The following is a 15,608-nucleotide window of genomic DNA, read 5'->3' on the forward strand; positions in this document are numbered from 1 at the left end:
GCATGACCACCACCACTCCAGCCTTCGTCCACCTGCACGTCGCGTCCGGCTACTCCATGCGTTACGGCACGGCCAAGCCGCACCAGCTCGTCGAGCGAGCCGCAGCCTTCGGCCAACCGGCCCTCGCGCTGACCGACCGCGACGGGCTCTACGGCGCAGTGAAGTTCGTCCGTTCCTGCATGGAGCACGACGTCGCACCGATCCTCGGTGTCGACCTCGCCCTCGGGCCGGAGCATCCCGAGCGGCGACGACCCGTGCGCACCCCGGTCCGCGGTGGGGCGCTCGTCGACCCCAGGCTGCCGCGCGTCACGGTGCTGGCCCGCGGCAGCGCCACCGGCCTCGCGCCGGGCGAGGGCTGGGCGGCCCTCTGTCGTCTCGTCACCGCGACCCACCTGCGCGGCGAGCGCGGCAACCCGGTCACCACCGCGAGCCTCGTGGCCGAGCACGCGCGTCCGGGGCCTGACCCCGACCTCGGCCCGGCCGGCCCGGCCGCTCCCGATCGGGACCTGTCCGCCCGACGCAGCGGACGGCATACCTCGTCGGTGGCCGGCGGCCCCAGCCCGCTCGTCGTGCTCCTGGGGCCCGACTCCGACGTCGGCCGAGAGGTGCTCGCCAAGCGACGCGACCGGGCCCGGGCGGCGCTGGAGCGCTGGGTCGCACTGCTGCCGCGTGGCGGCGTCGCCGTCGAGGTCGTCTGCCACGGCGGACCCGAGCACCAGCCCGGCAGCCTCGGCCAGGCCGGCCGCATGCTCGCCCTCGCCTGCGAGATGGGCGTGCCCAGCGTCATCACGGCGGCGGTGCGCCACGCCGACCCGCAGGACGCCGCCATCGTCGACGTCCTCGACGCCGCCCGTCGGCTCGTCGCCCTCGACGCGCGCCACCTCGACCGCGTCACCACGGCGGGGCACCTGTCCCCGACGCCGCTCATGCACGCCCTCGCCCTCGACGTCGTGCAGGTCTCGGGCCCCGGGCTCGTCGGCGGCGGTTCGCTCGCCCGCGAGCAGGCGAGCGAGCTGCTCGCCCGCACCACGGCGCTCGCCACCGAGTGCGTCCAGGATCCCCGTTCCGACCTCGGCATCGGCTCGGTGCACCTGCCCGAGCCCGGCGTGCTCGGCATCCGTCCCGGCACCAACCCGCACCATGTCCTGGCCCGCCGGTGCCGCGAGTCCATCGCGACCCGCTACCCCGGTCGCTCCGCGAGCGAGCTCGGTGCCGTCAGCGACCGGCTCGAGGACGAGCTCGGCGTCATCGAGACGCTCGGCTACGCGACCTACTTCCTCACCGTCGCCCAGGTCTGCGACCTCATCCGCGAGATGGGGGTGCGGGTCGCCGCCCGCGGTTCCGGGGCCGGGTCCCTCGTCAACTACCTCCTCGGCATCTCCGGGGTCGACCCGATGCGTCACGGCCTGCTCATGGAGCGCTTCTGCTCACCGCTTCGAGCCGAGCTGCCCGACATCGACATCGACGTCGAGTCGGCCCGCCGCACCGAGATCTACGAGCGCATCCTCGACCACTTCGGCGGCGAGCGGGTCACCTGCGTCTCGATGATGGACACCTACCGGGTGCGTCACGCGATCCGCGACGCCGGCGCCGCGCTCGGGCTGCCCCCGCCCGAGGTCGACGCGATGGCCAAGGCGTTCCCGCACATCGCCGCCCGCAACGTGCGCAACGCCCTGGCCGAGCTGCCCGAGCTGCGGGCGAGTGGGCTCGACGTGCCGCGCCTGCAGCTGATGTTCGACATCGTCGAGCGTCTCGACGGACTGCCACGGCACATCGCGCTGCACCCGTGCGGGGTCGTGCTCTCCGACTCGGTCCTGCTCGACCGCACCCCCGTCGAGGCGAGCTGGCTCGGCTTCCCGATGAGCCAGTTCGACAAGGACGACGTCGAGGAGATGGGCCTGCTCAAGCTCGACGTCCTCGGCATCCGCATGCAGTCGGCGATGGCTCACGCCATCGACGAGGTCGAGCGCGTCGACGGCACGACCATCGACCTCGACGACGAGACCCAGGTGCCCTTCGACGACGAGCCGACCTTCGAGCTCGTCCGCTCGACCAAGACCCTCGGCTGCTTCCAGATCGAGAGCCCCGGCCAGCGCGAGCTCATCGGCAAGTTCGGGCCGCAGACCTTCGACGACCTCATCATCGACATCTCGCTGTTCCGGCCCGGTCCGGTCAAGAGCGACATGATCATCCCGTTCCTCAACGCGCGGCAGGGCTGGAAGGACCCCTCCTTCCTGCACCCGACGCTCATCCCCGCGCTCGAGGAGACCGAGGGCGTCGTCGTCTTCCACGAGCAGGTCCTCATGATCGTCGCCGAGACCACCGGCGTGCCCCTCGCGCAGGCCGACGAGGTACGCCGTGCGCTCGGGACCCCCGACGGCCAGCGGCAGATCGAGCACTGGTGGCGCCCGGCCGCCCTGGCCCGCGGCTACCCGCCTGAGGTCGCCGACAAGATCTGGGAGGTCCTCAAGGCCTTCGCGTCATTCGGGTTCTGCAAGGCGCACGCGGCCGCCTTCGCGCTGCCGACCTACCAGTCGGCCTGGCTCAAGACCCACCACCCGGCCGCCTTCCTCGCTGGGGTGCTGACCCACGACCCCGGCATGTACCCCAAACGGCTCATCCTCGACGACGCCCGCACCTTCGGCATCGCGGTCCTCGGGCTCGACGTCAACGTCTCCACCGGCAGCTACCGCTTCGAGCGCACCGACGACGGCGGCGAGGCGATCCGGCTCTCGCTCGCCGACGTCCACGGCATCAGCGAGGCCGAGGTGGCCCAGATCGTCGCCGGGCAGCCGTACTCCAGCCTCTCCGACTTCTGGCAGCGCGCCCACGTGTCGCGTCCCGTCGCCGAGAAGCTCGTGCTGGCAGGCGGTTTCGACTCCCTGCACGACATCGACCTCGGCAGCCCACCACGCCGCGGCGAGAACGGTCCGGAGGTGGTGGGGCGCTCCCGCAGCGGGCTCGGCCGACGCGGACGGGTCACCAGGCGAGACCTGCTGCTCCACGTCGCCGAGCTCGACCGCTGGTCGGCCTCGCAGCGCTCGTCGCGGGCCAGGGTCTCGGCCGCGAGCCGGTCACGCTCGTCACGGGGGAGGGTCTCGTCGGTCTCGGCCACCGGCGACATCCGGGCCCTGGCCGCCGCCCAGTCGCAGGCCTCCGCCGGGGCGCCCGAGCACGTCGCCACCCAGCTGACGCTCGACCTCGGCGACGCGCCCCGCCTCACGGCGACGAGCGGGCTGCCCGAGATGACCGGCCCCGAGCGGGTCCGCGCCGAGCTCGAGGTGCTCGGCCTCGACGCGAGCGGGCACGTCGTCGACTTCTACGGCCCGATGCTCGACGCGCTGGGTGTCACGCGAGCGCGTGACCTGCTCACGGGCCGCAGCGGCCGCGAGGTGTGGGTCGCCGGGGTCAAGGTCGCCACCCAGACCCCGCCCATCCGCACCGGTCGCCGCGTCGTCTTCCTCACGCTCGACGACGCCACCGGCCCCGCCGACCTCACCTTCTTCGAGGACGTCCAAGGCCCGTATGCCGCCACCGTCTTCCACTCGTGGCTGCTGCTCTGCCGCGGGCTGGTGCGGCGCACCGGCCCCAAGGGCGTCTCGATCCGAGCCACCGGCGCGTGGGAGCTCTCTGGCCTCCAGGAGGCTTGGACCGACGGGGGTATCACCGCGGTGCGCGACGCGCTCGACGCCGCCGACCGGACAGCATGGGAGCGTGCAGGGGCCCTGGCCGGCCACGACGGCACACCTGCCGGTGTTGGGGAGGGGCCCGACGGTCGCCGCGTGCTCGTCCACGCGTCAGGGTTCAAGCAGTCGCCGTACGCCGACATCAAGCCGGCTGGCGACGACGTCAGGGGCGCCCGCGGCACCAGCGGTCTCGTGCCCGCAGACACGGTCGGAGGGCCGCCACGCAAGCTGTGGCACGCCAGTCCGGGAAGCTCGGGGCACTAGGGTGAGCATGCCCACGAACCGCACGCGCCTCCACATGCGAGACGGCGCGAACCACGTTCCCCGACGGAGGATCCCGTGCCCGACGACCAGCCCCGCCAGCGACGCGGAGCGGCCCGACCGTCGGCCGTCGTCTCGGCGGTGGGCCGCATCGCCGACGAGCGCGGGGCCCGACTCGGTCGTCCGCTCGAGGTGCTCGACCTGGGTGGCGGCACCGGCGGTGTCGCCGTCCCGCTGGCCGAGGCCGGTCACCGGGTCACCGTCGTCGACCCCAGTCCCGACGCACTCGCCTCACTTGCCCGCCGGGCCCGTGAGGCCGGCATCGTCGACCGCGTCACCGGCGTCCAGGGTGACGGCGACTCCCTCGACGGCATCCTCGCTGGCCGGCACGTCGACCTCGCCTGCTGCCACGGCACGCTCGAGTTCGTCGACGACCCCGCGGCCACGCTGCGCGCCATCGCCCAGGCCCTCGGCCAGGGTGGCGTGCTCTCGCTGCTGGTCTCCGGACGCCTGGCCGTCGTCTTCGCCAAGGCCATCTCGGGTGAGTTCGCCCAGGCGCGCGCAGCCCTCGTCGACCCGTCCGGCCGCTGGGGCAGCACCGACCCGCTCCCGCGCCGCTTCGACGTCGAGCAGCTCGAGACCCTGCTCGCCGACGCCGGCTTCACCGACGTGGTGGTGCGCGGCACCAACATCCTCGGCCACCTCGTGCCGGCCTCGCTCATCGACTCCGAGGCCGACCGCGCCGCCCTCGCCGAGCTCGACGACCTGCTCGTCTCCGGCCCCGGGCGCGACTTCCTCCGGACCCTCGGCAATGCCCTGCACGTCGTCGCCCGCCGCGACTGACCAGGCGGTCGTGCGCCCCCGGCCCGGTCGGTGGGCAGGTGCGGCATGAGCCGCCGCCAGTTCACCGCGCCGACGAGGGGCAGCTCCGAGCCGCCCGACGACACCGGCTGCACCGTGCTGCACGTCGACATGGACGCCTTCTACGCGTCCGCGTCGCTCATCTCGCGCCCTGACCTGCGCGGCAAGCCGGTCATCATCGGCGGCGCGAGCGGTCGCTCGGTCGTGCTCTCGGCCACCTACGAGGCCCGAGCCTTCGGGGTCACGTCCGCCATGCCGATGGCCCGGGCCCAGCGACTGTGCCCGCAAGCCGTCATCATCGAGCCCGACCACCGCCGCTACGCCGCGATCTCCGAGGCCGTCATGGCGACGTTCGCGACGATCACCGACAGCGTCGAGCCGCTCTCGCTCGACGAGGCCTTCCTCGACGTCTCGGGGGCCGTACGCCGTCTCGGGCGTCCCACGCAGATCGCCGAGCAGCTGCGCGACACCATCGCCGACGAGCAGGGCATCACGTGCTCGGTCGGCGTGGCCGCCACGAAGTTCGTCGCCAAGCTCGCCTCCAACCTCGCCAAGCCCGACGGACTCATCGTCGTGCCCCGCGACGAGGTGGTCTCGTTCCTGCACCAGCTGCCCGTCGGCGCCATCTGGGGCGTCGGTGACAAGACCGAGGAGCACCTGCACCGGCTCGGGCTGCGCACGGTCGCCGACCTCGCGCACACACCTGTCGAGACCCTCCAACGTGCCCTCGGCGACGTCGCCGGCCGTAGCCTGCACGACCTCGCCTGGGGACGTGACCCCCGCTCGGTCGTCCCCGAGCGACGCGAGAAGTCGATCGGTGCAGACGAGACGTTCGCGCACGACATCGACGATCCCGTCCGCATCCACCGCGAGCTGCTGCGGCTGGCCGACCGCACCGCCGCCCGCGCCAGGTCGGCCGGCATGACGGGCCGCACCGTCAGCATCAAGGTGCGGTTCGCCGACTTCACGACGATCACCCGCGCCAAGACGCTGCGCCACCACACCGACGTCTCGCGCGACATCTTCGCGACGGCGCGCGAGCTCTACGACCGGCTCGGCCTCCAGCGGGCCCGCATCCGCCTCGTCGGAGTGCGCCTCGAAGGCCTCGTCCCGACCGCCGTTGCACCCATCCAGGCCACCCTCGACGAGCCGGAGCACGGGTGGCGCGAGGCCGACCGGGCGGTCGACCGGGCGAGCGCGCGCTTCGGTGCCGGATCCGTGCGGCCGGCGAGCCTCATGCCTGACCGACCCTCGGGTTCCAATCGCGAGCGGCGAGACCTATCCTGAGGTAAAGAAGTCCGCGTCGGCCGTTTCCGACATACGATTCGGGCACAGTCGATTTCGCACCAGGGAGGTGCCGAGTGGCACTCTCGGAACACGAGGAAGCACTCCTTCAGCAGATGGAGGAAGCCCTCTACGCCGAAGACCCGCGCTTTGCGTCGCGCATCGAGAAGACGAAGTCTCGAGGTCTCGGGCGGGGTCGTGTCATCGCCGGTGTCATCGCCGGGGTGGCCGGGCTGGGTCTCGTCGTGTTCTCGGCGATGAGCAGTGCCATCTGGCTCGGTGCCGTGGGCTTCGCGATCATGGTCGCCGGCATCGTCTACGCCATCACGCCCTCCAAGACCAAGCTCGCCGCGGTCGCTGCCGACGGCACGCCGAAGCCGCGTCCCGGCAAGAGCAAGGCGGGGGCTGCCAAGCAGGCCAGCTTCATGGAACGGCTCGAGGAGCGATGGGAGAAGCGTCGCCGCGACCAGTGGTGACGAGGCAGTGACGGCGCGCACGCCGTCCGCCACCAGAACGTCAGAGGCCCCGACGCAATGTCGGGGTCCTCTTGCGTTCTCAGCCGGGCAAGACCCTTTGGAGAGGCCTCACGAGGGGCGGGTGACGAAGACCGCGACGGCCCACGTCGTGATGATCGCGAAGGCCGTGGCCAGCTCGATGCCGATGTTGAGCGCCACCGCGCGGATCGCCTGCGTCGTGGCCCGCCAGGCGGCGGCGTGCTCACGGTGCTTGACGCGCTCGAGCAGGTAGATCGCGACGACGAACCCCAGCGGTGCCCCGATCACGGGCACGACGAAGAACCCGACCACGGCCACGGCCAGCGCGGCGGCCACGATCCAGCCGTCCACGCCTGCCGACTTCATCCGACGCCCGGGCAGGAGGTACTGGCTGACCACCCCCGCGGCATACGCGACGGTGGCGATGCCGAAGACGAGCCAACCCGGCCCGTCCTGACGCTCGAACGCCCACACGAGCGTCGCCCCCCAGACCAGGAACAGGCCCGGGAGCACCGGGACGACGATGCCGACGGTGCCCACGAGCATCGCGAGCAGGACGATGACGTTCGTCGCGGTGATCACGGGTGCGCCGTCGGCGGCGTTCGGGTCAGGATGGGGTCAGGAAGGGCCGGGTCTGGTGTCTCTGCTGGTCAGCGCTCGTCGACCGGAGCGGAGCCCGGGATCTCGTTGAGCCGGTCCGTCTCGTCGCGGATGTCGAGTGCCTTGTCCTTCAGGGCCGGGAGGTGCTCCCGACCGTGGTGCGCGCAGAAGAGCAGCTCTCCGCCGGAAACGAGGCGGGCGCGGATGTAGGCCTGTGCCCCACATCGGTCGCAGCGGTCAGCAGCAGTCAGTTCGGGTGCCAGTGCTGTCGTCATTTGTATTCGCCTCTTTCCTCCCTCAGGGGGTTCCCCGGAGGGCAACCCTGCCATGTACCTACGACGCTCGGGTGGTCCTGTCGGTGTACCACTCTCGCCTCGCGGACGTTCCAACAGTGAATCACGCTGAATGCTTCCCGATGGTGAGGCTCGGTGAGTGAGACACCTTCGGACCAACATCGTTACGTGTCAGAGATTCGTGGAGGGCCCGCGATACGGATTGTCCGTCACCCTTCTCCATACCCGGCGACCCCCGACCGTGGGCGCCCGGTCGGGCTCAGCGAGCCTCCACGGGGCCGTCAGCACCGGTGACTAGGCTGCCCTTGCCAGCCTCTCCACAGCCCGACCGCTGGCCGCACACCGACCGAAAGAGATCAACACCCGTGGCCTCCGCCTCCCGTCCCGCACCCTCCGGCAACGGCGACTACACCGCCCGCCACCTCCAGGTTCTCGAGGGCCTCGAGGCCGTGCGCAAGCGTCCCGGCATGTACATCGGCTCGACCGACCAGCGCGGCCTCATGCACTGCCTGTGGGAGATCATCGACAACGCCGTCGACGAGGCGCTCACGGGCGTCTGCGACGACATCCGGGTCATCCTCGCCGCCGACGGGTCTATCGAGGTGCGCGACAACGGTCGCGGCATCCCCGTCGACATCGAGCCACGCACGGGCCTGTCCGGCGTGGAGGTCGTCTTCACGAAGCTGCACGCGGGTGGCAAGTTCGGTGGCGCCTCCTACGCCGCGACCGGAGGCCTGCACGGCGTCGGCGCGTCCGTGGTCAACGCGCTGTCCGCGCGGCTCGACGTGGAGGTCGACCGGGCGGGCAAGACGTACGGCATGAGCTTCCGACGGGGCGAGCCCGGCACGTTCACCGACGTCCAGGGTGCGCCGCACTCCCCGGAGTCCGCCTTCACGCCGTACGAGCGCAAGAGCGCGCTCCCCGTCGTCGGCAAGGCCAAGCGTGGGGTCACCGGCTCTCGAGTGCGCTTCTGGCCCGACCGCCAGATCTTCCTCAAGGACGCCGAGCTCGACTACGCCGCCATCCTCGGGCGTGCGCGCCAGACGTCGTTCCTCGTGCCGGGACTGAGGCTCGTCATCCGCGACGAGCGGCGGCTTGCGGGCACGCCCGGCGAGGAGGGCCCCGTCGAGGAGATCTTCCAGCACCACGGCGGCATCACCGACTTCGTCGAGTTCCTCGCACCCGACACCCCGATCACCGACGTGTGGCGTCTCGAGGGTTCCGGCACCTTCACCGAGACGGTGCCCGTGCTCGACGTCAACGGCCACATGACCCCCACCGAGCTCGAGCGGGAGTGCGTGGTCGAGGTGGCGCTGCGCTGGGGCCAGGGATACGACACGAAGCTCCAGTCCTTCGTCAACATCATCACGACGCCCAAGGGGGGCACCCACGTCGCCGGCTTCGAGCAGTCGGTCCTCAAGGTCTTCCGCAAGCAGCTCGAGGTCAACGCCCGGCGGCTCAAGGTCGGCAACGACAAACCGGAGAAGGACGACATCCTCGCCGGCATGACCGCCGTCGTCACGGTGCGTCTGGCCGAACCCCAGTTCGAGGGCCAGACCAAGGAGGTCCTCGGCACCAACGCCGTGCGCGCCATCGTGGCGCGCGTCGTCGAGAAGGAGCTGACGGCCCAGCTCACCTCGACCAAGCGCGGCGACAAGCAGCAGTCCGCGCTGCTGCTCGAGAAGGTCGTGTCGGAGATGAAGTCGCGCATCAGCGCGCGGCTGCACAAGGAGACGCAGCGCCGCAAGAACGCCCTCGAGAGCTCGACACTGCCCTCGAAGCTGCGCGACTGCCGCACCACCGAGGTCGAGCGCTCCGAGCTGTTCATCGTTGAGGGTGACTCGGCCATGGGCACCGCCAAGGAGGCTCGCAGCTCCGAGTTCCAGGCGCTGCTGCCCATCCGCGGCAAGATCCTCAACGTCCAGAAGGCGTCGGTCTCCGACATGCTCAAGAACGCCGAGTGCGCCTCGATCATCCAGGTGATCGGCGCCGGCTCGGGCCGCAGCTTCGACCTCTCCTCGGCCCGCTACGGCAAGGTCATCATCATGACCGACGCCGACGTCGACGGCGCCCACATCCGCACCCTGCTGCTCACGCTCTTCTTCCGCTACATGCGCCCACTGGTCGACGCCGGACGCGTCTACGCCGCGATGCCGCCGCTGCACCGTCTCGAGGTGATCAACGCCGGCGCGAAGAAGAACGAGCTGATCTACACCTACAACGAGAACGAGATGCGGCGCACCGTGGCACGGCTCGAGAAGTCGGGCAAGAAGATCAAGCAGCCGATGCAGCGCTACAAGGGCCTCGGCGAGATGGACGCGGACCAGCTCGCCGACACGACGATGGACCCGCGCCACCGCACCCTGCGCAAGGTGACGATGCGAGACCTCGAGGCCGCCGAGCGCGTCTTCGAGCTGCTCATGGGCAACGAGGTGGCTCCGCGCAAGGACTTCATCATCGGGTCCGCGGCCGAGATCGACCGCGAGCGCATCGACGCCTGACGGCACGACACAGAGCACTCTCGGCCCCCTGCGGTGTGCCGAGGTTGAGGGGACTCACGACGCGGCACAGCATGCCGTGCTTACGATGTGTCCCTGCCGGCGCGACTCCCTCCGCCGGTACACGTCGAGAAGGGGAATCGATGGTGGGCAACGTCAATGCCGAGGAGTCGGTCGCCGACGAGCGATCAGACCTGCCCGAGAGCCGGCTCGACGGGCACGGCGAGACCTTCACCGTCGCGCTGCCCACCGCCGGCGCGCAGCAGGATGACCCGGTGGCCCCGGCTGAGCCCGAGCAGCTGGCCGGCGCGCCCGAGGACCCGGACGACGACGTGGCGGTCGCCGGCATCGACACCGCCCCCGACCGCACCGCGCCCACGGCTCCCCGTTACCTCACCCCCGACGAGCTGCACTGGGCCGGCCAGACCGTGGAGGCCATCTCGACGGCGTTCGCCTCGAGGGTCGTCGGTCAGGCCCGCCTGCAGGAGACCCTCCTGATCGCCCTGCTGACCGGTGGGCACGTCCTGCTCGAGAGCGTGCCCGGGCTGGCCAAGACGACGGCGGCGCACACCATCGCCCAGGCCGTGGGTGGCCGTTTCCACCGCATCCAGTGCACGCCCGACCTGCTGCCGAGCGACATCGTCGGCACGCAGGTCTACAACCAGCACGCAGGCACCTTCGAGACCCAGCTGGGCCCGGTCCACGCCAACTTCGTGCTGCTCGACGAGATCAACCGCAGCAGCGCCAAGACCCAGTCCGCGATGCTCGAGGCGATGCAGGAGCGCCAGACCTCGATCGGTGACAAGAGCTACGCGCTGCCCGACCCGTTCCTCGTGCTCGCCACGCAGAACCCCATCGAGCAGGAGGGGACCTACCCGCTGCCCGAGGCGCAGATGGACCGGTTCATGCTCAAGGACGTCCTCGACTACCCGTCGCCCGCCGAGGAGGCCGAGGTGCTGCGGCGCATCGACTCCGGCATCTTCGCCACGGCGGCCGAGCCGGTCGTCTCCGTCGCCGACGTCAAGCGCCTGCAGGGCCTCGTCACCCGGGTCTACGTCGACCCGGCGATCATCAACTACATCGTCGGCATCGGCTACGTCACGCGCCACCCGCGCGACTACATCGAGCCACGCCTCGCCGGCTACGTCGACTTCGGGGCGAGTCCGCGCGCGAGCATCGCCTTCACGAGCGCGGCCCGAGCCCGTGCGCTCATCGACGGGCGCAACCACGTGGTGCCCGACGACGTCAAGGCACTGACGCACCGGGTGCTGCGCCACCGGGTCACCCTGGGCTTCGAGGCGGCCGCCGACGAGGTGGCCGTCGAGGGCATCATCGATGCGATGGTCGGCGGCATCCGGACCCCCTGAGGGCCGGGCCGAGAACGAGCCGGACCGGACTCACGAGGACGCGAGATGACGACGACGCTGCTGACGAGGGTGAAGAGCAAGCTCTTCGTCCACGCACGCCGCAAGTCGCGGAGCCTGCTCGAGGGCGAGTACGCCTCGGTGTTCCACGGACGCAGCCTCGACTACGACGACCTGCGCGACTACGTGCCCGGCGACGAGGTGCGCGACATCGACTGGCGCGCCACCGCCCGCCACCAGGCGCCGCTCGTGAAGCGCTACGTCGCCACCCGCAAGCAGAACCTCATGCTGGTCATCGACACCGGGCGCGGCATGGCAGCCACGACGCGCAGCGGTGAGTCCAAGAAGGCCGTCGCGGTCGCGGCGGCCGGGCTCGTCGGCTACCTCGCCCAGGGGCACGGCGACCTCGTCGGCCTCGTGCGGGGAACGGCGAGCAGCACCGTCGCGCACGACCTGCGGGGCAGCGAGGCGCACCTCGAGCTGCTCCTTCGGGCAGTCGACTCGGCCACGGTCGTCGACGGTGAGCAGAGCAACCTCGCGACCCAGCTGCGCTGGATCGTGCGTAACGTGCGGCGCCGCCTCGTGCTGCTCGTCGTCGCCGACGACAAGGAGCTCGACCCGGCCCTCGACGACCTCCTGCGGCGCCTGCACGTGCAGCACGAGATCCTGTGGATCACGGTCGAGGACGCCGACCCGACCGCCATCGGTGGCGACCGCACGGCATATGACGTCGCCGACACCTACACGCTGCCCACCCTGGTGCGCCTCGACCCGAAGGTGCGCGCGGCGTATGCCGCCTCGGTGGCCGAACGCGTCCGCCGCACCACCGAGCTGCTCGACCGGCGGGGCATCAACCACGCGCGTCTCGGGTCCTCCGACGAGGTCGTCGAGACGATGTTCGCGCTTCTCGAGAGGCAGCGCCGTGCGCGCCGCTGACGCGCCCCCGCCGGGCTTCTACGCCCCCGACCCGTATGCCGCCCGGTGGCTGTGGATCGGCATCGCGGTCCTCGCGCTCGTGGCCGCCTGGTACGCCTGGGTGTGGTGGTCGACCCGGGAGCCGAAGGTCGTCGTGCCGCCGCGGGTCACCACCGACCGCCTCACCAGGCTCCGGGCCGACTACACGCGCCAGATCGACCTCGTGCTCGGCCGCGCCGCCGCCGGTGAGATCACCCAGCGCCGGGCCCACCAGCAGCTCAGCGTGCTCGTGCGCCACTTCGTCCAGGAGGTCTCCGGCATCCACGCCCCGACGATGACGCTCACCGAGCTCAACGCCAGAGGTGCGCGGCTCACCCCGGTCTCGGAGGTCGTCGGCACGCTCTACCCCGGCGAGTTCGGCCCCCGCGAGACGGCCACGCTGGTCGGTGCCGGCGACGTGGCGAAGCAGGTGGTGGCGCGGTGGAGCTGAGCGGACTCGACCTCAAGTACCCCGCCGTCCTCTCCCTCGGCGTGCTGCTCTCGTTGGCGGTGGCGTTCCTCGTGCACCGGAGGATGTCGCGGCGTTCCGCGCGGGCTGCCGCGGCCGTGGCCAACTCGACCGCTCTGACCGAGCTGCCCGCGTACCGCCGGGCCCTGCGGCTCCACCGCATCCGCATGGCGGTCCTCGCCCTGAGCGCCGTGCTGCTCGGTGGGGCCGCTCTCGTGGGGRCCGCCCGCCCTCTCGACACGACCGTCGACAAGCCGCAGACCCGCAGCCGCGACATCATGCTGTGCCTCGACATCTCCGGCTCCATGGCGGCCTACGACGCGACGCTCGTGGCCACCTTCACGTCGCTCGTCAAGAGCTTCCAGGGCGAGCGCATCGGCCTGGTCATCTTCAACTCGTCGGCGGCCACCGTCTTCCCGCTCACCGACGACTACGACTTCATCAACGACGAGCTCGACACCGCCACCAAGGCGCTGAGCGGCGACCCGGAGCTCGACTCGTTCTTCGCCGGCACGTTCAACGGCCGCGGCACCTCGCTCATCGGTGACGGGCTCGCCACCTGCGTGTCGAGCTTCGACAAGGTCGACCTCCAGCGTGCGCGCTCGGTCGTCTTCGCCACCGACAACCACGTCGCCGGCCGCCCGATCATCGACGTCGACGAGGCCGGTGAGCTGGCCAAGGCCAAGGGCGTACGCGTCTACGGCCTGAACCCGGAGGAGGACGGGCCCGACGACGAGGCGGTCGAGATGCGTCAGATCGTGACCGGGACCGGTGGGCAGTACTACGCGATGGGCGACCCGTCCGCCATCAAGGGGATCGTCGACTCGGTGCAGGCCCAGGAGGCCACGCTCATCGACGCAGCCTCTCGCTCCCTCTACTCCGACAACCCGACCCTCCCCATCGCGCTCGCCGGCATCGGCCTGCTCGGGGTGGTCGGTGCGAGCCGGAGGTGGGCCTCGTGACCTTCCTGCCCGTCGCGCCGTGGCCGGTGCTGCTCGTGCTGCTCGTGGCCGCGCTGGCCGCCGTCTGGTGGAACCCGACCTCCCGCACCGTGCCGGGGGAGTCCCGGGCGACGCACTGGCGGCTCACGGCGGCCGCGCTGCTGCTCGGGCTCGCCGCCGTTCGTCCGGCCGTGCCGGGGGAGCAGGTCGACACGACGGCGGCCAACCTGAACGTGTACTTCGTCGTCGACACCACGAGCAGCATCATCGCCGAGGACTACGCCGACGAGCGCCCGCGCATCGAGGGGGTCGCGGCCGACATCGCGGCCATCGCAGAGGCGTTGCCCGGCGCTCGCTACTCGGTCGTCACGTTCGACCAGGACGCCCGCGTACGCCTGCCGCTGACCACCGATACCACCGCGCTCGACGCCGCTGTCGAGACGCTGCTGCCGGAGTCCTACGAGGTGTCGCGCGGCTCGTCGGTGACCCAGGCCAAGGACCGCCTCAAGTCCCTGCTCGAGCAGGCGGCCGCGCGTGCGCCCGAACGAGGACGCGTCGTCTACTACCTCGGTGACGGCGAGCAGACCGCCTCCGACCCGCCGGCGCCCTTCGACATCGCCAAGGGCCTGGTCAACGGGGGAGCCGTGCTCGGCTACGGCACCACCGAAGGCGGCCGCATGAAGGCGACCCGCTCGCGGTTCGACTCCAGCCGCGACTACATCAAGGACCCCACAACGGGGGAGGATGCCCGGTCGGTCATCAGCGAGGACACCCTGCGCGCCATCGCCGGGCAGCTCGGGCTGCCCTACCTGCACCGCACGTCGGGAGACTCGATCGACCCCGCCGTCGCCGGCGTCGACCTCGAGCGCTTCGGCACGAGCGAGGAGATCGAGAAGCAGAAGGTGCTTGCCCGGCGTGAGCTCTACTGGCCGCTGCTCATCGGTGTCGCCGGGATCGCAGCCTGGGAGATCGGCGCTGCCGCCACCGCGCTGCTCCAGACCCGCCGACGCAAGGAGCCGGGCCCGTGACGATCCTCGACGAACGACCTGCGGGACCAGAAGCAGGCAACTCCCACGACTCGGCTGTCGCCACGCTCGACGGGTCGGCCCGTCGCCGGAGGTGGTTCGGCCTGCTCCGCCCGGAGCGCCGACCGCTGCCGCCCCATCTGCGACGTCGCAGGCGGCGACTGCTGCTCGCCTCGGCACCCGTGGTCGTGCTCCTCGTCCTCGTCGCGGCACGGCTGCTGTCGCTCAACCTCGTCCACGCCCAGACGCTTTCCGCCTACGAGGCCGGCGACAAGCCGCGAACCCTGGTCTGGGGCGAGCGTCAGGGCTGGGTCAATGTCGTCGAGCAGTTCAGGTCACCGTTCGCCATCGGTGACGCCCACGTGCTGTCGGGCCACTACGAGCTGGCCAGGCCCTGGTTCGAGCAGGCCTTCGAGGAGGTGCCCAAGGGCGGCATCGACGACTGCAAGGTGCGGGTCAACCTCGGGCTGACCTATGAGGCGTTGGGCGATGCCGCCAAGGCCCGCGAGCGCACCGACGAGTGGAAGCAGTTCTACGACAAGGGGATCAAGATCACCAAGGAGCGCCCGCCGCTCTGTGAGGCGCCCGAGGGAGGCCAGACGGGCGACCAGCTCCAGCAGGCTCAGCAGCGGATGGAGCAGAAGCGCTCCGGCGCTCCGTCCCAACCCCCGCAGCAGCAGAACGACCAGCAGCCCCAGCCCGGGCCGAGCCAGCCCCCGCAGCCGACGCCCGACCCCGGCAACACCCCGAGCCAGGAGGAGCAGGACTACCTCAAGGAGCAGCAGCGCCAGAACACCATCGAGCGCAACCAGCAGCAACAGCAGGGCGACCAGTCCGTGCCGGGCGACGGCTCGGCGCCCTATCCCAAGCCCTGGTGA

At 71.2% G+C, this 15,608-nt stretch carries 13 protein-coding genes; 11 read left to right on the top strand and 2 right to left on the bottom strand.

Annotation, left to right across the window (positions count from 1 at the left end):
• Positions 1-2: 2 nt before the first annotated feature.
• From AC1DE0_RS10005 to AC1DE0_RS10020, 4 genes are all read left to right on the top strand, one after another.
• Positions 3-3,950 carry a DNA polymerase III subunit alpha gene (locus tag AC1DE0_RS10005; RefSeq protein ID WP_478099895.1) on the top strand — a complete coding sequence of 1,316 codons (3,948 nt, stop codon included), beginning with the start codon at positions 3-5 and terminating at the stop codon, positions 3,948-3,950.
• Between the two features lie 75 nt (positions 3,951-4,025).
• Positions 4,026-4,790, top strand: a complete 765-nt coding sequence (locus tag AC1DE0_RS10010; RefSeq protein ID WP_478099897.1) for a class I SAM-dependent methyltransferase — start codon at positions 4,026-4,028, stop codon at positions 4,788-4,790.
• 45 nt (positions 4,791-4,835) lie between these two features.
• Complete coding sequence (gene dinB, locus AC1DE0_RS10015) at positions 4,836-6,095, top strand: DNA polymerase IV (RefSeq protein ID WP_478099899.1); 1,260 nt, start codon at positions 4,836-4,838, stop codon at positions 6,093-6,095.
• Positions 6,096-6,169: 74 nt separating this feature from the next.
• Positions 6,170-6,568, top strand: a complete 399-nt coding sequence (locus AC1DE0_RS10020) for a DUF3040 domain-containing protein (protein WP_478099901.1) — start codon at positions 6,170-6,172, stop codon at positions 6,566-6,568.
• Positions 6,569-6,676: 108 nt separating this feature from the next.
• Here the strand turns inward: AC1DE0_RS10020 and AC1DE0_RS10025 are convergent, their stop codons facing one another.
• Positions 6,677-7,168, bottom strand: a complete 492-nt coding sequence (locus tag AC1DE0_RS10025; protein WP_478099903.1) for a DUF456 domain-containing protein — start codon at positions 7,166-7,168, stop codon at positions 6,677-6,679.
• A 68-nt stretch (positions 7,169-7,236) separates the two neighbouring features.
• Complete coding sequence (locus AC1DE0_RS10030) at positions 7,237-7,461, bottom strand: DUF7455 domain-containing protein (RefSeq protein ID WP_442292409.1); 225 nt, start codon at positions 7,459-7,461, stop codon at positions 7,237-7,239.
• Between the two features lie 383 nt (positions 7,462-7,844).
• Here AC1DE0_RS10030 and AC1DE0_RS10035 point away from each other — a divergent pair, with 383 nt between their 5' ends.
• The 7 genes from AC1DE0_RS10035 to AC1DE0_RS10065 all read left to right on the top strand — a co-directional run bounded on the left by AC1DE0_RS10035 (position 7,845) and on the right by AC1DE0_RS10065 (position 15,608).
• A complete protein-coding gene (locus tag AC1DE0_RS10035; RefSeq protein WP_478099906.1) occupies positions 7,845-9,980 on the top strand; it encodes a DNA gyrase/topoisomerase IV subunit B in 2,136 nt (711 codons plus the stop codon).
• Positions 9,981-10,120: 140 nt separating this feature from the next.
• Positions 10,121-11,344 (top strand): AAA family ATPase, encoded by a 1,224-nt coding sequence (locus tag AC1DE0_RS10040; RefSeq protein ID WP_478099908.1) that lies wholly within the window; start codon positions 10,121-10,123, stop codon positions 11,342-11,344.
• A gap of 45 nt (positions 11,345-11,389) precedes the next feature.
• On the top strand, positions 11,390-12,277 hold the full coding sequence (locus AC1DE0_RS10045) for a DUF58 domain-containing protein (RefSeq protein ID WP_478099910.1): 888 nt from the start codon (positions 11,390-11,392) through the stop codon (positions 12,275-12,277).
• A complete protein-coding gene (locus AC1DE0_RS10050; protein ID WP_478099912.1) occupies positions 12,264-12,746 on the top strand; it encodes a hypothetical protein in 483 nt (160 codons plus the stop codon). Before AC1DE0_RS10045 ends, AC1DE0_RS10050 begins: the two co-directional genes overlap by 14 nt.
• Entirely contained in the window at positions 12,737-13,726 is a 990-nt protein-coding gene (locus AC1DE0_RS10055; protein ID WP_478099914.1) for a VWA domain-containing protein, read from the top strand. The genes AC1DE0_RS10050 and AC1DE0_RS10055 overlap by 10 nt, the downstream gene beginning before the upstream one ends.
• Positions 13,723-14,733 carry a VWA domain-containing protein gene (locus AC1DE0_RS10060; protein ID WP_478099916.1) on the top strand — a complete coding sequence of 337 codons (1,011 nt, stop codon included), beginning with the start codon at positions 13,723-13,725 and terminating at the stop codon, positions 14,731-14,733. Before AC1DE0_RS10055 ends, AC1DE0_RS10060 begins: the two co-directional genes overlap by 4 nt.
• On the top strand, positions 14,730-15,608 hold the full coding sequence (locus tag AC1DE0_RS10065; RefSeq protein WP_478099918.1) for a tetratricopeptide repeat protein: 879 nt from the start codon (positions 14,730-14,732) through the stop codon (positions 15,606-15,608). The genes AC1DE0_RS10060 and AC1DE0_RS10065 overlap by 4 nt, the downstream gene beginning before the upstream one ends.

Source organism: Terrabacter sp. 05T424, from assembly GCF_056396225.1.

What these genes read in the sequence shown, in the direction of transcription:
- AC1DE0_RS10045 (WP_478099910.1), top strand. Translation starts at nt 11,390, where the DNA reads ATGACGACGACGCTGCTGACGAGGGTGAAGAGCAAGCTCTTCGTCCAC.
- AC1DE0_RS10005 (WP_478099895.1), top strand. Translation starts at nt 3, where the DNA reads ATGACCACCACCACTCCAGCCTTCGTCCACCTGCACGTCGCGTCCGGC.
- dinB (WP_478099899.1), top strand. Translation starts at nt 4,836, where the DNA reads ATGAGCCGCCGCCAGTTCACCGCGCCGACGAGGGGCAGCTCCGAGCCG.
- AC1DE0_RS10030 (WP_442292409.1), bottom strand. Translation starts at nt 7,461, where the DNA reads ATGACGACAGCACTGGCACCCGAACTGACTGCTGCTGACCGCTGCGAC.
- AC1DE0_RS10040 (WP_478099908.1), top strand. Translation starts at nt 10,121, where the DNA reads ATGGTGGGCAACGTCAATGCCGAGGAGTCGGTCGCCGACGAGCGATCA.